This window comes from uncultured Tateyamaria sp. (assembly GCF_947503465.1).
Classification (GTDB): Bacteria; Pseudomonadota; Alphaproteobacteria; order Rhodobacterales; family Rhodobacteraceae; genus Tateyamaria.
Genome location: NZ_CANNDN010000002.1, coordinates 442299 through 461346 on the forward strand (window position 1 = coordinate 442299; position 19048 = coordinate 461346).

16 protein-coding genes are annotated in these 19048 nt (G+C 62.3%); 8 read left to right on the plus strand and 8 right to left on the minus strand.

Annotation, left to right across the window (positions count from 1 at the left end; genetic code table 11):
• The first annotated feature begins 64 nt into the window (after window positions 1-64).
• The 8 genes from Q0844_RS14730 (at window position 65) to Q0844_RS14765 (ending at window position 9888) form a co-directional block, all read left to right on the plus strand.
• Window positions 65-2521: an FAD-dependent oxidoreductase gene (locus tag Q0844_RS14730; protein WP_299046269.1), complete on the plus strand. Its 2457-nt coding sequence runs from the start codon at window positions 65-67 to the stop codon at window positions 2519-2521.
• Window positions 2518-3600 carry an alcohol dehydrogenase family protein gene (locus Q0844_RS14735; RefSeq protein ID WP_299046272.1) on the plus strand — a complete coding sequence of 361 codons (1083 nt, stop codon included), beginning with the start codon at window positions 2518-2520 and terminating at the stop codon, window positions 3598-3600. Before Q0844_RS14730 ends, Q0844_RS14735 begins: the two co-directional genes overlap by 4 nt.
• Window positions 3597-4703 (plus strand): enolase C-terminal domain-like protein, encoded by a 1107-nt coding sequence (locus Q0844_RS14740; protein ID WP_299046275.1) that lies wholly within the window; start codon window positions 3597-3599, stop codon window positions 4701-4703. Before Q0844_RS14735 ends, Q0844_RS14740 begins: the two co-directional genes overlap by 4 nt.
• Window positions 4700-5803, plus strand: coding sequence for a mandelate racemase/muconate lactonizing enzyme family protein (locus Q0844_RS14745; protein ID WP_299046276.1), 1104 nt, complete (start codon window positions 4700-4702; stop codon window positions 5801-5803). Before Q0844_RS14740 ends, Q0844_RS14745 begins: the two co-directional genes overlap by 4 nt.
• Before the next feature lie 3 nt (window positions 5804-5806).
• Window positions 5807-7081, plus strand: coding sequence for an aminotransferase class III-fold pyridoxal phosphate-dependent enzyme (locus tag Q0844_RS14750; protein WP_299046278.1), 1275 nt, complete (start codon window positions 5807-5809; stop codon window positions 7079-7081).
• Window positions 7082-7273: 192 nt separating this feature from the next.
• Entirely contained in the window at window positions 7274-8023 is a 750-nt protein-coding gene (locus Q0844_RS14755) for a transporter substrate-binding domain-containing protein (RefSeq protein WP_299046280.1), read from the plus strand.
• Between the two features lie 3 nt (window positions 8024-8026).
• On the plus strand, window positions 8027-9499 hold the full coding sequence (locus Q0844_RS14760) for an ATP-binding protein (protein WP_299046282.1): 1473 nt from the start codon (window positions 8027-8029) through the stop codon (window positions 9497-9499).
• Complete coding sequence (locus Q0844_RS14765) at window positions 9496-9888, plus strand: response regulator (protein WP_299046283.1); 393 nt, start codon at window positions 9496-9498, stop codon at window positions 9886-9888. The genes Q0844_RS14760 and Q0844_RS14765 overlap by 4 nt, the downstream gene beginning before the upstream one ends.
• Before the next feature lie 47 nt (window positions 9889-9935).
• Here the strand turns inward: Q0844_RS14765 and urtE are convergent, their stop codons facing one another.
• The 8 genes from urtE to Q0844_RS14805 all read right to left on the minus strand — a co-directional run bounded on the left by urtE (window position 9936) and on the right by Q0844_RS14805 (window position 19026).
• Window positions 9936-10643 carry an urea ABC transporter ATP-binding subunit UrtE gene (gene urtE / locus Q0844_RS14770; protein WP_299046284.1) on the minus strand — a complete coding sequence of 236 codons (708 nt, stop codon included), beginning with the start codon at window positions 10641-10643 and terminating at the stop codon, window positions 9936-9938.
• Entirely contained in the window at window positions 10633-11373 is a 741-nt protein-coding gene (gene urtD, locus Q0844_RS14775) for an urea ABC transporter ATP-binding protein UrtD (protein WP_299046285.1), read from the minus strand. Before urtD ends, urtE begins: the two co-directional genes overlap by 11 nt.
• Window positions 11370-12632: an urea ABC transporter permease subunit UrtC gene (gene urtC, locus Q0844_RS14780; RefSeq protein WP_299046286.1), complete on the minus strand. Its 1263-nt coding sequence runs from the start codon at window positions 12630-12632 to the stop codon at window positions 11370-11372. The genes urtD and urtC overlap by 4 nt, the downstream gene beginning before the upstream one ends.
• A 3-nt stretch (window positions 12633-12635) precedes the next feature.
• Entirely contained in the window at window positions 12636-14609 is a 1974-nt protein-coding gene (gene urtB / locus Q0844_RS14785) for an urea ABC transporter permease subunit UrtB (RefSeq protein WP_299046288.1), read from the minus strand.
• An 88-nt stretch (window positions 14610-14697) separates the two neighbouring features.
• Window positions 14698-15975: an urea ABC transporter substrate-binding protein gene (urtA, locus tag Q0844_RS14790; protein WP_299046290.1), complete on the minus strand. Its 1278-nt coding sequence runs from the start codon at window positions 15973-15975 to the stop codon at window positions 14698-14700.
• A 574-nt stretch (window positions 15976-16549) separates the two neighbouring features.
• Window positions 16550-16906, minus strand: a complete 357-nt coding sequence (locus Q0844_RS14795) for a hypothetical protein (protein ID WP_299046293.1) — start codon at window positions 16904-16906, stop codon at window positions 16550-16552.
• Between the two features lie 308 nt (window positions 16907-17214).
• Window positions 17215-17397 (minus strand): DUF2783 domain-containing protein, encoded by a 183-nt coding sequence (locus tag Q0844_RS14800; RefSeq protein WP_299046296.1) that lies wholly within the window; start codon window positions 17395-17397, stop codon window positions 17215-17217.
• Between the two features lie 3 nt (window positions 17398-17400).
• Window positions 17401-19026: an FAD-dependent oxidoreductase gene (locus Q0844_RS14805; protein ID WP_299046299.1), complete on the minus strand. Its 1626-nt coding sequence runs from the start codon at window positions 19024-19026 to the stop codon at window positions 17401-17403.
• Between the last annotated feature and the right edge of the window lie 22 nt (window positions 19027-19048).

The window sequence follows — 19048 nt, forward strand, 5'->3', positions numbered from 1 at the left end:
GACGAAGGTATAAATGTACGATTAGCGTGTCGAGCATTATTTGCGCCAACCCGAGATGCGATTCATGGCTGAGAGTGATTTTCCGACCCACGCGCGGGTCGTCATCGTGGGGGGCGGCGTGATGGGCGTGGGCCTTGCCTATCACCTTGGCCATGAAGGGTGGGGCGCGGACACGGTTCTCCTGGAGAAGGCGGAACTGACCAGCGGCAGCACGTGGCATGCTGCCGGGCAGATCACGCATTCGACGTCCAGTTTCTCATTGGGCAAATGCGTCGATTACAACATCGGCCTGTATTCCGGCGGGCTTGAGGCAGAGACGGGCCAGCCTGTCACTTGGCATGGCTGCGGGTCCTTTCGCCTCGCCTATACCGAGGACGAGATGGATTGGCTGCGGCACACGTTGTCGGTGGGCCGGTCCCTTGGGTTCAACATAGAGCTGGTCGGCCCCGAGCGTGTGGCCGCATTGCATCCGTTCTACAATCTGGACGGCGTGCTGGGCGCGCTGCACACACCCGATGACGGGCATGTGGACCCGACAAATGTAACTATGGCGATGGCGGCGGGCGCGCGGGCCAAGGGGGTCCGCATCGTGCGCCGCTGTCGCGCGACGAACATCACCCAGGGCACGAACGGCGCATGGGTGGTCGAAACGGAGCGCGGCACCATTTCCTGCGAACACGTGGTCAATGCCGGCGGCACCTATGCCCGCCAGATGGGCGAATGGTCGGGGCTGCAACTGCCCATGACGTCGATGACCCACCATTACTTCGTGACTGACGAGGTGCCGGAATTCCGCGATCTGGACACCGAACTGCCGGTCATCCGCGATGACAAAAAAGTCTCTGGCTACATCCGGATGGAACAGAAGAAGGGGCTGATCGGCATATACGAAAAGGCCAATCCAAACACGGTGTGGGAGGATCATTGCCCGTGGGAGGCCGAGAACGAACTGTTTGATGCGGACTATGACCGGGTGATGCCGTGGCTTGAGGAAAGCCTGAACCGCATGCCCATCTTTGCGAACCTTGGGATCACCCGCGATGTGCACGGGGCCATCAGCCATCCCCCCGATGGCAACCCGCTGATTGGCCCCGCGCCGGGTGTGCGGAACTACTGGTGTTGTTGTGGCACACAGATCGGGATTGGCTGGGGGCCGGGCCTGACGCGCGAACTGGCGCGATGGATGGTGCATGGGGCGGCGGACATTTCGATGCGCGATTATGACCCGCGCCGCTTTGGCGGCTATGCCACCAAGGACTGGCAAGTGATCAAGGCCAAGGAAGATTACTGTCTGCGCCACGAGATCCCCTTCCCCCATTTCAACCGGCTGGCCGGGCGGCCGGTGAAACCATCGCCGCTCTATGCGCATCTGAAATCGAAGGGGGCGGTGTTCGAAGACGTGTACGGCTTTGAGCGCCCACGCTGGTTTGCGACAGGCGGTGTGGCGCAGGAAGACCATTACAGTTTCCGGCGCACGGTTGTGGATGACGTGGTCGCGGCCGAGGTCAAAGCGGTGCGCGAGGCGGCCGGGATCATGGATGTCACCGCATTTACCAAGGTCGAGGTGTCGGGGCCGGATGCTTACGCCCTGCTGGACCGGCTGACGGCCAACCGGATGCCACAGAATGTGGGGTCGATCACCCTGACCCACATGTTGAACCGTCGCGGTCGGATCGAATTGGAAACCACGATTGTACGGATGGCGGAGGATCGGTTCTACCTGGTGTGCGCCGCGTTCTTCGAGCAGCGGTTGCTGGATCACCTGGCACAGCATCAGGGCGATGCGGATGCAAGGGTCAAGGCGCTGTCGGCGGACTGGTCAGCCCTGTCGCTGAACGGGCCAAAGGCACGCGCCATCCTTGGGGCCTGTACCGATGCCCCCCTCGACAATGCCCGTTTTCGCTGGCTGTCGGCACGGGAAATCGCGGTGGCGGGTCAGTCTGTCTGGGCCTTCCGCATGTCCTATGCCGGGGAATTGGGGTGGGAACTGCACATGCCCAACGCAGCCTGCGTTGATGTCTACGACGCCCTTTGGGCCGCCGGGGCACCGCTGGGCCTGAGGGACTATGGCAGCTTTGCCATGAATGTCATGCGCATGGAAAAGGGGTTCAAGGGCGCGGGCGAATTGACGAATGAGGTCACTCTGGCCGAAGCGGACGTGCTGCGCTTTGCCCGGGCGGACAAGACGTTCCTGGGGTCCGAATGCACCTTCAACACCGACCTGCCCTGGGTCTGCGCCTATCTTGAGATCGAACCTGATGGTGAGATTGATGGCCATGGTGGCGAGGCGGTGTTGCACGATGGCGTCGTTGTCGGATCGACCGCATCCGTTGTCTTTGGCCCGACGGTGGGCAAGGGCCTGGCCTTTGCCTACGTCAAACAGTCTGCCGCCACACCCGGCACCGCGTTGCAGGTTGTCATTCATGGCACCCCGCGTCGGGCACGCGTGTTGGCCGAACCGGCCTATGACCCACACAGCGTGCGCCCGCGCACCGACAGCCACATGGAGACGGCGCCATGACGTTGCCCGACACGATGAACGCAATGGTCACGATGGGCCATGGCGACATGGACCAGATGGTCTGGCACACCGATTGGCCGCGCCCCGAGGCCCGCCCCGGCGAAGTGCTGATCAAGGTGGGCGCCTGCGGGTTGAACAACACGGACGTGAACACGCGCTCGGGCTGGTATTCCAAGACAGTGACCGAGGCCACAAGCGGTGGGGCCTATGACGACGTGGGCGAAGAGGACCCAAGCTGGGGCGGCGCGCCCATCGCGTTCCCGCGTATCCAGGGGGCTGATGTGTGCGGCACCATTGTGGCCGTGGGCGCAGGCGTTGATGCGGCCCGGATGGGCGAGCGGATCATCACTGACAACTGGCTGCGCGATCCAGAGGACCTGACCGACAAGACAAGGACCGGGTATTTTGGATCGGAACGGGATGGCGGATTTGCCGAGTATACAACCATGCCCGCCCGCAACGCGGTGACTGTGCAGTCTGATCTGTCGGATGCCGAGTTGGCAACGTTTTCCTGTTCGTATTCCACAGCCGAGGGGATGCTGACCCGGGCCGCTGTCACCGATGCCGATACCGTTCTTGTGCCCGGTGCCTCCGGCGGCGTGGGCGGCGCCCTGGTCCAGTTGGCCAGGCGGCGCGGGGCACGGGTGATTGCCCTGGCATCGGAACCCAAGCACGCCGACGTGGCTGCACTGGGCGCGGATGTCGTTCTGCCCCGCGCGCCCGGCAACCTGCGCAAGGCCCTGGGGGCCGAGAAGATCACCGTTCTGGCGGATGTCGTGGGCGGGACGTATTGGCCCACGATGATCGACGTGCTTGAGCGCGGCGGGCGCTACACCTGTTCCGGTGCCATTGCCGGGCCAATGGTGACGCTGGATCTGCGCACGCTGTACCTGCGCGATCTGACCTTTGCCGGCTCGACCGTGATTGATCTTGAGGTCATGCCCAACCTCGTCCGCTACATCGAAGCGGGCGAGATCAGACCGGCGCTGGCCGCGACCTATCCGCTGGCCGAGTTGCACGCCGCCCAGAGCGCCTTCATCGCCAAGGCGCACACAGGCAACATCGTCGTTGTCCCATGAAGATCACGCGCCTTACCGTCTATCAGGTCGATCTGCCGCTTGAGCATCCCTATTGGCTGTCGGGCGGACGGCTGAAGTTCGAGACGCTGGATGCGACGCTGGTCAGGGTTGAAACCGACGCCGGGCTGATCGGCTGGGGCGAAGGCACGCCGTGGGGACATACCTATGTCCCGGCCCACGGCCCGGGCATACGCGCCGGGGTCGCGACGATGGCCCCTTTTGTCCTGGGCCTTGACCCGCGCCGGGTGCTGGATGTGGAGCGGGCCATGGACATGGCCCTGCCCGGTCACCTGTATGCCAAAAGCCCTATCGACATGGCGTGTTGGGACATTGCCGGACAAGCCGCCTGTCTGCCGATCGCCGATCTGATGGGCGGCGGGTCGCGCACGCCGCGTCCCATCGCGTCCTCTGTCGGGGCCAAGACGGCGGACGAGACCCGCGCCGTCATCGACCGTTACCGCCAGCGGGGATACATCGCCCATTCGGTGAAGATTGGCGGCGACGTGGACCGCGACATTGCCCGCATTCGGGATGTCGAGGCACTGCGCGCGCCAGGCGACATCATCCTTTATGACGTGAACCGGGGCTGGACCCGGCAGCAGGCCCTGCGCGTCATGTCCGCATGCGAAGACCTGAACGTGATGTTCGAACAGCCCTGCGAAAGCCTGGATGGCATTGCCGCCATCGCGCCGCGCCATGCCTGTCCCGTGTCCATGGACGAAAGCCTTGTCACCCTGCAAGATGCCTGCCGCATCGCGCGCGAGGGGATTGCGGAGGTGTTCGGCATCAAGCTGAACCGCGTGGGGGGGCTGACCAAGGCGGCGCGGATGCGCGATGTGGCGCTGGCTCATGGGATCGACATGTTTGTGATGGCGACGGGTGGGTCGGTTCTGGCAGACACGGAAGCATTGCATCTGGCGGCGACGATCCCGGATGCCCATTGCCACGCGGTCTGGGCCTGTCAGGACATGATCACGGCAGAGATCGCAGGCGGGCGCGGGCCACGCAATCGCGATGGGCATTTGCATTTGCCCGAGGCACCCGGCCTTGGCGTGCACCCTGACGAAGACGCCCTGGGCGATCCGGTCGCGGTCTACGGATGAAGATCACGCGCATCTCCTTGTGGCATGTGCCCCTGACAAGCCACGCGACCTATTACATGGCGGCGGGCAAGACCTGCGACACTGTCGAAACGGTCATTTTGCGGGTCGACACGGATGCGGGTGTGAGCGGTTGGGGCGAGGTGTGTCCGATCCCGAACTACCTGCCGGCCTATGCCCGCGGTGTCGCCCCGGCCATTGAAGAGATGGCCCCCCTTTTGATCGGCGCCAACCCGGTTGGGGTCGACGCACTCATGGCCCGGCTTGAGGCGCATCTGATCGACCACCGCTATGCCAAGTCCGCGCTTGATATCGCGTTCTGGGACATCACGGGACGCGTCGCCGACCTGCCCGTACATGCGTTGCTGGGCGGGCGTCAAAGCGAAAGCCTGCCCCTCTATCACTCGATCACATGTGTTGACCCCGACGAGATGGCGCGCATCGCGCGCGATGCACAGGCGCAGGGCATCACCCAGTTTCAGGCCAAGCTGGGGGCGTCGGGCGGGTGGGATACGGATGTGGAACGGCTGGCCAGGGTGCGGGAGGCCGTGGGGCCCGGGCCGTTGGTCTATGGCGACTGGAACTGCGGTGCCACGTCGCTGGACGCCACGCGCGTGGGCCGGGCCGCGGCCCATCTGGATGTGATGCTGGAACAGCCCTGCCCGACCATTGAAGATTGCGCCCGGGTGCGCGATGCGACCTGCCTGCCCATGAAGTTGGACGAGGTCGCCCATGACACCGCATCCCTGCTTGAGGCACACGCCCGCGGCTGCATGGATGCCGTTGCCCTGAAACTCAGCAAGTTCGGCGGGTTGAGCGCGACGCGGCGTGCGCGCGACCTGTGCCTGTATCTGGGCGCGCGGATGTGCGTCGAAGACACCTGGGGCAGTGATATCACCACCGCTGCCGTCCTGCACCTGGCCGCCGCGACCCCGCCGGACCGGGTGCTGAACACCTGCGACCTGTCGGGCTATGTCAGCCCGCGCCTGGCACCCGATGCCCCGGTCCGGGCAAAGGGCCGCATTTGCCCCCCGGACGGTCCCGGCCTTGGCATCGCGGTCAATGCCGAGGCATTGGGCCGTCCTGATCACATCTGGGAGTAGCCAATGAAAATCCGCACCCAAGCCGAATGGATTGACCATGCAAGCGCCGTGCTACCGGCGGCCGGGTTTGGCAATTTCGACCCCGGCATCGTGATCGCGCGCGGCGAGGGATCGCGGGTGTGGGACGAAGATGGACGCGCCTATGTCGATTACCTGATCGGGTCGGGCCCCATGCTTCTGGGCCACGGCCACCCCGAAGTCATGGAGGCGGTGCTGGAGCAATTGCCCAAGGGCATGACCTTTTTCGCCAACAATGCCGCAGGCATCGAGTTGGCCGCCGCCATCGTGGATGCGGTCCCCTGCTGCGAACAGGTCCGCTTTGTCACTTCGGGCGGCGAAGCGGACATGTATGCGATCCGGCTTGCGCGCGCCTTTACCGGGCGTACCAAGATCCTGAAGTTCGAGGGCGGGTATCACGGGATGAGCGCCGAAGCGCAAATGAGCTTGGCACCCGCGCGGGATGTGAATTTTCCGCAGGCCGTTCCCGACAGCGCGGGCATTCCCGCCAGCGTGGCGGACCAGATGCTGATCGCGCCTTTCAATGACCTTCGGGCCGTGGCGTCGCTGCTGGATGAACATGCCGATATCGCGGCCATCATCGTGGAGCCGTTGCAGCGTATCATTCCGCCGCAACCGGGTTTCCTGCACGGGCTGCGTGAGCTGTGCACGCGCCACGGTGTCTTGCTGATCTTTGACGAAATCGTCACCGGCTTTCGCCTCGCCTATGGGGGGGCGCAGGAACATTACGGCGTGGTGCCCGACATCTGCACCTTGGGAAAGATCATTGGCGGCGGGTTTCCCCTGGCGGCCCTGGGTGCCAGCGCCGATATCATGGCCCATTTCGACAAGGCGCGCGTGGGACAGGGCAAATGGCTGATGCAGCTTGGCACACTTTCGGGGAACCCGGTCGCATCGGTTGCCGGGTTGAAGACGATGGAGATCCTGCGCAGACCCGGCCAATACGATGCCTTGCGGGCTGTGGGCACAGAGGTGATGGAAATGATCAGCACCGCCCTAGCGCATGTGGACGTGCCACACAAGATGTGCGGGGATGCCACGCTGTTTGACGTGATTTTCACGGCGCAGTCCTGTGTGGATTACCGGTCGGCCCGTCACGACGATCCGCAACGGAACGCACGGTGGAACGCGGTCTTGCGAGATCACGGCATCTTCAAGTCTCCGGGCAAGCTTTATCCGTCGCTGGCGCTGACCCGCAACGATATTGAGCGAACCCGTGCCGCCGTTGACGCCGCAGCGACGGCAATTTCACGGCACTAGGCCAGAGCGAGTTCCGGCGTACACGATGGCTTAACCACTCTGTGTAACTGGTTAAGAGCCCCGGGCATGCGGTGCCGTTGTGTTGGGTCCGTCGCGACACGTTGCGGCGTCGACGCGCAGATGCAACTCATGCTTGTATCGGGACATGCGGCAGGCATAACTTACGCGCGAAGCAGGAACGGTGTGATCGAAATGAAGAAATGTCTGTCGCTGTTGGCCTTGGCCGCAACGCTGCTTGGGACAGTTGTGCAGGTCGCCGGCGACACGCCCACCATCCGGGCGGTCGCGGACGAGTGGCCGCCATTCTCTGGCGCGGGATTGCCCGGCCGGGGACTGTCCCTTGATGTCATTACAGAAGTGTTCGCCCGTGCCGGGTACACGGTGGAAAGCGATGTGGTTCCCTGGGCACGGATCATGGACGGCGCGCGCCGCAGCGAATTCGATGTGGTCGGCAGCCTTTTTCTGGATGAGGAATTGACCGCATTCCTTGATTACAGTGACCCGTTTTATGCCACCGACGTGCATCTGGTTCAGCGGACGGGAGAGACTTACACATTCACGTCGGTGCCGGCGCTGCGGCCCTACACAATCGCGGTCGGAGACGGCTTTCTGTATGAAGATGAATTTGATCGCGCCGATTACCTGAACAAGGTGTTTGTGACAACGACCCTGCAAGCCATGCAAATGGTGGCCTTTGGACGCGCGGATTTGACGCTCGATAGTGTTGATGTGGTAAACTATGCCATGCGCATCCTTGATCCGACCCTTGCCAGTCAGTTGGAGATTGTTCCAGGCGCGTTGACGTCGCAGAACATCCACATGGCGATGCGCAACGATTTCCCGAACCGGGATCAGGTGCTGGGCGACTTTAACGCAGCGCTTGCGGATATGCGGGCGGATGGGACGCTGGACGCGATCCTGGACCGGCATGTGGGTGACTAGCGGATGGGGTTTGTTCGAACAGCGCTGCGCGATCCGCTGGGCCTCCGCCTGGTGGTTGCGACCCTTTTGATCAGCACGCTGTTTTCCGCGGTGGCGTCCAGTGTTCAATTGTACCTGAGTTATCAGCGCCAGGTCGGCACCGCCTTTCAGGTGGTTGATCGGGTCAGCGCCAGCGCGTTGGAACCCCTGCAAAACGCATTGTGGCAGTTTGACTTTGAACAGGTCGACATCATCTTGCGCGGCATTCAGTCGGACCCGGCGGTGGCGCATGTCATGTTGGCGTCGACCACCGGCCACAGCTTTGAATATGGCGATCAGTCGTATCTGGAACGCGAGACGACCTTCGAGCTTGAGCGCAATGTGAACGGCGAAGGCAATGTGATCGGCACGCTGACAATCTATCTGTCTCTCGACAGCATCTGGGCCGATCTGTGGGCACAATTCCTGACACTGATCGCAACGAACCTGATCAAGGCCTATCTCGTCGCGTTTGCCTTGCTGATTGTCTACTATTGGTACGTCACGCGGCATCTGTCGGACGTCGCCGAACGTATAGGGGTGGCGGACCCGGGCCAGGCGCCCTTGTCCCTGACACTGGACCGGCGCGCCAAGATGCGCCCCGATGCCATAGACAAGATCGTGTCGGCCCTGAACGATATGAGCCATCGGTCGGCACAGCAGATCGACGCGCTGGAGAACGAAGTGGCGCAGCGCAAGAAGGCCGAAACCGAAGCGGTCACCGCCGCGCTTGCCCGCAAACGGTTTCTTGCCAACATGAGCCATGAGATCCGGACGCCGCTGAACGCGATGATGGGCCTGTTCCAGTTGATCGAGATGTCGGACGTGCCTGCGCGACAGAAAAAGCAGGCCGCGACCGGGTTGGATGCCGCCAACGTCCTGTTGGGGCAGTTGACCAACGTGCTGGAAGTGTCCCGGCTGGAAGCCAACGCAGTGCGCTTGAACCCGCGGTCGGTCAATCTGATGTCTCTTGCCGAACAATGGCGCGACACGGCCGTCGGGTCCGTCATGCGTTATGAAAAAGACATCAAGGTCCATCTTAAGGTCGCGGACGACGTGCCGACCGACGTGTGTTTCGATGACAAGCGTGTGTCGCAAATCGTTCACAACCTGTGTGACAACGCGGCAAAGTTCACGGCCGAGGGGGCAGTGATGATTGCCGTTGGCATGACCCAAGCAACCGCCGCAAACCGCCCGATGATCGAAATCTCTGTCTCGGACACCGGCCCGGGCATCTTGTGCAACGACGGCACAAACGTGTTCGAGCGTTTTTCACAAGTCGATGACAGCCTGACCCGCCGCCACAGCGGCACCGGTCTGGGGCTGTCGATCAGCCGCGATCTGGCCAAACTGATGGGCGGACAGCTAGAGGTTGAAAGTCCGTCAAACTTAGAGGATTATGCGACGACCTTCACCTTGCAGATCCCTGCACGTGACATCGGGGAAGAAGCCGCATGACCCAACCTGCCAAGAAGATCCTGCTGGCCGAAGACGACAGTTTCACCCAGTACATGATGGGCGAAATCTTCAGCACCCTGGGCTACGACTATGACATCGCGAAGGACGGGCAGGAATGCCTGGATATCGTATGCGCCAACCCCGACGCCTATGGCGTCATCCTGATGGACATTCACATGCCCCGCATGTCCGGCGTCGATGCCACGCGGAGCATTCGCGAAAAGGCATCCGACCCACCCCGGAGCATCCCGATCATCGCGGTGACCGCAGACAGCGACTATCACGACGATGGGGCGGTGACATCAAATGGCATGAACGGGCATCTGCGCAAACCCATCATCGCATCCGAGATCAACGCAATCGTTCACAAGTATTGCGGATCGGCCTGACGCAGCAGCAGGGCGCGGCAGGCGGCCAAATCGGAATGGTCGAGCCGTCAAACGGAAACGGCGCGCAGCAGCTCTGACCGCTCAATGCCGTGCCGTGGCCCGTCCAGCTTGACCGCGCCCCGTTCCAGAACAGTGAACCGGTCGCCAAGTTCAAAGGCAAAGTCGAAATACTGTTCGACCAGGATGATGGCCATCTGCCCCTTGTCCCGCAGGGTCGATATGACATCCCCGATCTGCTTGATGATGTTGGGTTGTATGCCTTCGGTCGGTTCGTCCAGCAGCAACAGCCTTGGCTCTGTGACCAGTGCGCGGGCTATGGCAAGCTGCTGCTGTTGCCCACCCGACAGGTCGCCGCCGCGCCTGTGCAGGAAGTCCTTGAGGATCGGAAACAGATCAAAGATGTCGTCCGGCACACGGCGCTTGTCACGCGGCAGGCAGGCAAATCCGGTTTCCAGGTTTTCCTGTACCGTCAGAAACGGAAAAATTTCGCGCCCCTGCGGCACATAGGCGACCCCCCGTTGGGCCAGCGCATGGGCGCTGAGCCTGCCGATGTCATCCCCATCCAGATGATAGGTTCCGGCCGTCCGGACATGGGTGCCCGAGATGGCCTTGAGAAGGCTTGTCTTGCCCACACCATTTGTGCCCATGACGCAGGTGACCTCTCCGCGCCGCGCGCACAGGTCAATGCCCCGCAGGATCTCGCTGCCACCGTAGTGCAGCGTGAGCCCTTGGATTTCGAGAAGATTATCGGCCAAGATACACCTCGATCACCGCTTCGTTGGATGTGACATGGTCGATGGAGCCTTCGGCCAACACGGACCCTTCATGCAAGACCGTGACCTTGCACCCCAGCCGCCGCACGAATTCCATATCGTGTTCGACCACCACCACGGCGCGCGTCTTGGCCGCCTCGACCAGGATTTCCGTAGTGTGCGCGCGCTCGGCCGGGGTCATCCCGGCGGCGGGTTCGTCCACCAACAACAGCCTTGGTTCCTGCGCCAACAGCATCCCGATTTCGAGCCATTGTTTCTGTCCGTGGCTCAGTTCACCGGCCTTGCGGTGCAGTGCTGCGCCCAGGCCAATCTCTTCGGCCAGTTCGGTCACGCGCGCCCGGTCCGCAGCTGAGGCGCGAAAGCCCAGAACCGCAAGGGGCGATCGTTTCTTCTTCAACGCCAGCATCAGGTTTTCGGCAACGGTCTGATCTTCGAACACGGTGGGGCGCTGGAATTTGCGCCCAATTCCGGCCCGTGCGATCTGGCTTTCTGACATGGACAGCAGGGATTGCGATTTTTCGCCCCACAGGACGCGCCCTTCGTCCGGGCGCGTCTTGCCCGTCACGATATCCATGAACGTGGTCTTGCCCGCGCCGTTTGGACCGATCACAGCGCGCATTTCCGCCTCGCCGATCTGGAAGGTCAGGTTGTTGATGGCCTTGAATCCGTCAAAGGACACCGAAACCCCCGACACTTCGAGAAGCGTATTCATGTGTCCGCCTCCTTTTCGCGCAGCGCACCGACATCCGGCCCCAGATCTGCACCATGCCGCGTGGGCGCCCGGCGCGCGGCAATCAGGTCAAAGAGCCCCCCCAACCCCTTGGGCGCAAACAAGGTGACGCACACAAAGGACAGGCCCAGCAGGACCGTCCACCAATCCACCCACTGCACGGTATAGCCCCCAAGGGCGATGTCAGGCGCCTGCCCGCCCGTGAAATAGGTGGACAGAAGCGACACGAACGCCGCGCCGATGACCGCGCCATAAAGCCGCCCGCGCCCGCCGATCGCGACCCAGACCGCCAGATAGATCGAGGCGATGGGCGCGATCTCTGCCGGGTTGATGATGCCCGCTTGCGGGTAATACAGCGCCCCGGCGATCCCTGCGATGACCGCGGTGATGGTGAAGATGAACAGCTTGTAGGCTTCGACCGGATAGCCCAGAAAGCGTACCCGGCTTTCATCATCGCGGATGGCGCGAATGACGGACCCGAACTTGCCCGACACCACCCAGGTACACAGCACATAGCCAAGGCCCAGCGCCAGGGCCGACGCCCAGAAGAACCAGATCGAAACGGTGGATTGCGGCACTGCATCAAGGCCGGGAAGGTTTTGCAGGCCGGACAGGCCGTTGTTCCCGCGCAGCCCGCTGTCGTTCTGGAAGAGATAAAGCGCCAGCGCCAGCGTCATGGCCTGCGTGAGGATCGACAGGTAGACCCCCGTGACGCGGCTGCGAAAGGCCAGCCAACCGAAGAGCAACGCGATAAGGCCCGGCACCAGGACCACAGCCCCAAGCTGCATGGGCAGCGAATGGGCAAAAGCCCAGATTGGCGGAAATTCAGACGCCCCCACGACCCCGAAGATCTGTGTCGCGATCCCGTCCGAAATCTCTTGCGGCGTGGGTGGCAATGGCGCTGCAGCCAGACTTTGCGTCACGATGATCTCGGTCCGCGCATACATCAGCCACATGCCGATGGCATAGCCACCGATCCCGAAGAACGCCATGTGCCCAAGGCTGAGGATGCCGCAATACCCCCAGACAAGGTCCATGGCGAGCGCCACGAGGCACAGGCAGAGCGTCTTGCCCAACGTCTTGACGAAACTGGTGGAGATCATCCCGATCCCGAACCCTTCGGCCAGGATCGTGACCGCCAGCGTAAAAACGGCCAGGCAGAAGATGAACAGGATAACCGACGGGTTTCCAACAAGGAAGAACCGGGGTTTGCGCGGCGCGTCCAGTACGGCGTGTGTCATGGCTCAGGCCTCCGCCGCGCGACCCTTGAGGGCGATGATACCCTTGGGTCGGAACTGGATGAACAGGATGATGAACAGGATCATATAGGTCTGTGCCGCCAGCGTGTTGGACGGGTTCAACCACTCGATCCCCTTTTGCAGCGTGCCGACCATGGTGGCCCCCAGAAGCGTGCCCCAGATGTTGCCCACCCCGCCGACGACCACGGTCATGAACGATTGCACGATATAGTCGCTGCCCATCTCGGACGTGACCTTGGCATAAAGCCCGATGGCGACCCCTGCGATCCCGGCAATGCCCGATCCGAAGCCGAAGGTCAGCATGTTGATCTTGTCGGGGTTGATGCCCATGGACGCCGCCATGCGCGGGTTCTGGGTGACCGCCCGCACTTCAAGCCCCAGGCGCGTGCGGTTCATCACCACCCAGAACAGGGCCAGAAACAGCAGGGCCAGGACGAAGATGGCGATCCGGATATAGCTGATCGATACGATGTCGTTGAAGGCAAGCGACCCGTCCAGCCAACCCGGTGCCGTCAGCGGGCGCGCCTGGGTGCCAAAGATGTTCTTGGCCAGTTGCTGCAAGGCAATCGAGATACCGAAGGTGGCCAGCAGGGTTTCCAGCGGCCTGTGATACAGCCAACGGATCACCGTCCGCTCCATCGCGACACCTGCGCCGAAGGTCACTGCAAAGGCCAGCGGGATCGCGACGATTATCGACACGGTATAGTCGGGAATGAACAACTGGACGACATAGCCCGTGTAGGCCCCCATCATGATGAATTCGCCATGCGCCATGTTGATCACCCCCATGACGCCAAAGGTGATGGCAAGGCCGATGGCGGCCAGGAAATAGATCGACGCAAGCGACAGCGCGTCCAGACCCAGATCGATGGTCTGGTTCACGGCAACCTTGTTCTCGATACCCGTCAGGACGGCTTGCGCCGCAATTGCAACCGCCGGGGCCGTGCTGCGGTAGCGTTCGAAAAACACGTGTGCGGCCAGGGCGGCGTCGACATCTGCGTCCGTGGCCGCCGGTTCGACACTGCCCTGAGCGGCAAGGGCCGCATAGGCCAGATCACGCGCCGTTTCACTGTCCAGCGATGCGACCTTGATCCCTGCCACCTGGTCGCCATCGATATTCGCGATCAGGGCTGCCTTCTGCGCATCGCGCGAGATACGGCCCACGGCAAATCCCTTGGACACAAGAAGGTCGTACGCACTGGCCGTGCTGAGGTCATCCGACCCCGGAACAATCTGTCCAACAACGTCCGGATCATCGGGCAGAACCGTCGCGACATCCACGGCCGTCACGACCAGCGGGTTCAGCGCGGCCCGCACATCGACGCCCAGATCGTCCGCAAAACTCTCGATGGCGGCAATGCGTTCGGCATCCGCCTCGGCGAACTGGATGGTCAGCAACCGTTCAAGCCGGTCAATGCGGACCCGCAGTTCGGGGTCAGCTTCGGTGTCGCGCACGGCGCGCAATGCGCCAAGATGGCTGGCGTCCGCATCCCGTTCGATCGCGTTCAGCGCGGCGTGACGTGCGACGGGGTTCGGGTCATTCAGTTGAAAGCGCACCAGTGCGGCACCGATCATACCGCGTATGCCGCTGTTCGGTTTGAGTTGCTTGAACCCGTCGTCGGGCACCGTGCCCAGATCAGCCCCGGACGCCACGTCAAAGGTGCGGATCGTGCGGCGGTCGATTTCTTCGGCAAAGACGAACAGCCCGGTGTCCTCGTTCTGCCACATCTCCTTGGCCTGCCACCGCTCCAGCACGGTCTGGGCCTCGGGCAAACCGCTGTCGGCAAGCGCATCGATTGCGGGGCCAATCGTGCGCCGCGAGCTTTTGGCGATGATGTCGCCATGAACCTGCAGCAACTGCTGGATAGGCGCCGTGGCATCCTGCGCCGTCAAGGGCGCGGCCGACAGCACCACAAAAACGGATACCAGCGCGGCGCACAGGTTGCGGAAAACCGACATGAGCGTCACTTCCTTGAAGGGGTCTGGCGGCACATCGCCGCCGCGCGGAAAAGGTCCGGGGGCAGCGCGCCGCCCCCGGTATGTCACATCAGTAGTTCGACTTGATCTGAACGCAGCTGGACGTTTCGGTGTTGTACATTCCGCAGCCCAGCTCTTTCCAATCGGACACCAGAACAGCCGATTCCGGCAGGAAGTCCGTCCAGGCATCGCCCGGCACTTCTTCGGTCTGGCTGATGATGTCGAATTGGCCGTCTTCCTGGATCTCACCGATCAGAACCGGCTTGGCCAGGTGGTGGTTCGGCAGCATGACCGCCGTACCGCCGGTCAGGTTCGGGAATTCCTGGCCATACATCGCGGTGCGCACTGCGTCGACATCGGTGGTGCCTGCTTCGGTGGCGGCGTTCACCCACATGTTGAAGCCGATGTAATGCGCTTCCATCGGGTCGTTGGTCACCCGATCGTCGCCCATACGGGCCTTCCACGCCTCGATCCATGCGTCGTTGGCTTCGGATTCCGCAGACTGGAAATAGTTCCAGGCGGCCAGGTGCCCCACCAGGTTCGACGTATCAAGGCCCGCCAGTTCTTCTTCACCGACCGAAAACGCCACAACGGGGATGTCATCGGCCGAGATGCCGGCAGCCGCCAATTCCTTGTAAAAGCCGACATTGGCGTCGCCGTTGATGGTCGAGATCACACCGACCTTCTTGCCGTCCGCGCCAAGCGCCACAACGTCGGCCACGATCTTGGACCAGTCGGAATGACCGAAAGGCGTATAGTTGACGAAGATGTCCTCGGCCGCGATGCCCTTGTCCTGAAGGTAGGATTCCAGAATGTTGTTCGTGGTGCGGGGATAGACATAGTCGGTGCCCAACAGCGCGAATTTTTCGACCTCAAGCTCTTCGAGGAAATAATCGGTGGCCGGAATCGCCTGCTGGTTCGGGGCAGCACCGGTATAGAACACGTTCTTCGAGCTTTCCTCGCCCTCGTATTGCACCGGGTAGAACAGCAGACCGTTCAGTTCCTCGATCACCGGCAGCACGGATTTTCGGCTGACGGATGTCCAGTTGCCAAAGATCACGTCGACCTCGTGCACGGTCAGCAGCTCGCGCGCCTTTTCAGCAAAGAGCGGCCAGTCCGAGGCCGGATCGACCACCACGGCTTCGAGTTGGCAGCCCAGAACACCGCCCGCGGCGTTCTGCTGTTCGACCAGCATTTCCATCGTGTCCTTGAGCGTGGTTTCCGAAATCGCCATCGTGCCCGACAGCGAGTGCAGAACGCCGACCTTGATGGGGCAATCCTGTGCAACCGCAGGCAGTGCGGTCAATGCGGCCAATGCAGCCGTTGTTGCGAGAAGTTTGTTAGACATCGCCAATCCCTTTGCGTGTCGCGCGGGCGTTGCGTTTTGAATGACGAACATCCATATCCCCCCCACGCATTTGATGCGGAGTGCGATGGTGTTCATGGTTTCCTAGGCCGGGCACCGTCGCACGTTTTTCGGGCATCAACGCCCGGGGCAAGTCGTATCCGCATCCGCCCGCCGCACACGTCCTGGGGTTGGAAATGTGGCGCAGGCCGCGCACGTTTGCGCAAAGTTTAAGCGGAAAATGCGGCATCGCCGAAAATTCAGGCGCACCACGCCTTTTCGCGCGCAAACTTTGGTACGGATGATCAGGCCCGGCGCCCTTTTACCACCTGCCGGACCCGCGTGCTTGGGGCGAAGTCACTGAAGACAAATGGAATCGTGACAGATCAAGGCGCTCTTCGAGCCTCTACTTATCGTAGACTACGAGAATCGTTTATGGCGAATTGGCGCAATCCGGTGCAGCGCACCGTCCGAGCCAGCGAAACAGGTTGGGTCAATTTGGTTGATGTCGACGTTTACATACACTCGCACAAGCTGGCCGCGCATGGCGGCTTGAGGACCTGTCCCGGGGAAAGGGTCACAAGGCCAGCGAAATCGTCAAAGCAACGGCAAGAAGGTCAAAATCAAGCGTGACCCGGATCTGCCCAGGCAGATCAGGCTTGCCAGCATCATCGAAAGCGATCTGTTTGGTATGCCGTCCGCCGTTGGGGCAACACGTACGAAGGCCCAGAGGTGGTTCGACTCCACGCGCGCCGCAGCGCTTTATCAACTGGAAACAACGCTGCAAAAAGATATCCGCACCACCGGCACCGCGCTGGAACAGGCCATGCGGCGGAATGTGTTCCAGCGTAGAATAGACATGGACGACCTTGCCGCTGCGTTGGCCCTGTCCGGCGCGTTGAATGATCCCCCAAGGCGTCATTGGTGCCGTCATGACGCTGCCGGGATCGGCGCTGATCAGCGCGTTTACCGAAACGGCGGCGCATCAGATCCTGCAAACCAACACACTTCTGGGCGAACCCGCCTTTTCCCGAACCGATGGGCACGGCAACGGCACGCCGCATTGCGGGACGGCGCGGCCAGGCCTTTGCCGAACAGTAGCGGTCGCCTGTCGCGCCGTATCCTGCGTGACGACCCCAGCCAGATCAGCCGCTTTGCCGAACCTGAATTCCTGTTGCATTCCGGGGTCCGGTTCGACCAGCACTGGGCGATGGCCCGCGCACTACCCGACGCCCGGGCGCCCTATTTTGCAGCGGCAAGGGCCGCCCGCAAGATGTCACGGTCCCCGATATGGTTGGCCAGAACAAGGATCAGCCGCGCATTGAAATCCGTGCTGTCCTGCGTGCTCAGCCCTGCGTGCGCCGCCAATAATTCATCGTAAAACCCATCCGGGTCGGGCAGGTTCGGCTCAAGATTGAGTGTCACGGATCAGACCCTCCCCAATGCGCGGTCCAGCGCTGCTGTCACATTGCCTGCATCAAAGTCCGCCCAGCGCGCAACCACGTGGTGATCGGGCCGGATCAGGTAAACGGCGTGCGCCGCCTGCCCGAGATAGCGTGCCACCAAGGGCGGCGATGGGTCGGGAATGTGCAGAGCCGATATCATAGGATCGATCCCATCGGTCGTCAGGTCCGCGATCCCAAGGGCCAGCAGCGTGAATCCGTGACCCACATGGTCCAGAAGAAACCCGTCCCCGACAGGCGCATCCGGACACGCAGCGCCGGGCCGGGTGACGGGGGGGCCGCCCTGCAACATGTCCTCCGAAAAATGCGCAAATCCGTCATAGGTGCACGGCACCGACAAACGGCCCGAGTTCACCAATGGGCGCGCGAACGGGTGCTTTTGCGCAAGCTGCAGAACCGCGTTGCGAAACGTCTTTGACATGTCGGACTTGGGCGTCATGAAATCCGTGGCCCGGGTCGAATTCAGGATGTTCTCATCCGCGGCAAAGCTGCGTTCGGCATCGTAGCTGTCCAGCAGGCGCCGCGCGGCATGCCCCTTGATCACGTAGTCCAGCTTCCAGGCCAGGTTCTCTGCATCCTGCATCCCCGAATTGGCACCGCGCGCCCCGAAGGGCGACACCTGATGCGCTGAATCGCCCGCGAAAAAGACACGGCCATGGCGAAAACTCCGCATCCTGCGGCATTGGAACGTGTAGATGGAGGTCCACACCAGATCATAGTCGGGAACCTCGCCCGTTTGACTGGACAGCATGGCGTCAACCCGTGTCCGGATCCGGTCCGGGTCCAGTTCCCTGGCGCGGTCAATGTCCCAACCCAGCTGAAAGTCGATCCGCCAGACATCATCCGGTTGCTTGTGCAGCAGCGCCGACGCGCCCCCTGTCTTGAACGGCGGGTCGAACCAGAACCACCGTTCGGTGGGGAAATCGGCCGTCATACGGACGTCAGCGATCAGAAAGTTGTCCTCGAACACCCGACCGTCGAATTCCAGACCCATCATCGTGCGGATGGGCGACCGTGCCCCGTCGCACGCAATCAGCCAATCCGCGTCGATCCGGTACGGTCCATCCGGTGTTTCAACATCCAGCCTGACGCCGGTGTCCGCGTCCGCCATCCCGACCACGGCGTTCCGTCCACGCACCTCAATCGGCGCGCCCCTGGCCTGTGCGGCCCGGATCCCGTCAAACAGGTATGTCTCGAAATAGGGCTGTTGCAGGTTGATGAAGGCCGGGTTCCTGTGTCCATCCTCCGGCAGCAGGTTGAATTCAAACACCTTCGCCGTGTCGTGGAACACCTTGCCCACATTCCACACGATCCCCTTGTCGACCATGGGTGCCGCCACGCCCAGCCGATGTGCAATGTCGAGCGTGCGCTTGGCAAAGCAGATCGCCTTCGACCCCGTGCCGGGCCCGTCATGGTCATCCAGAACCAGCACCGGCGTGCCGCGCTGTCCAAGGTCAAGGGCCAGGCCCAGCCCGACCGGCCCCCCGCCCACGATGACCACCGGGTGCCGCGACGGCACATCGCTGTCCTGTGCCGCGACACGTTCATAGGGGTATAGCTTGAAAACCGTGTCGTAGCGTGTGGCTGGCATTCCGACCTCTCTCGACATGTTG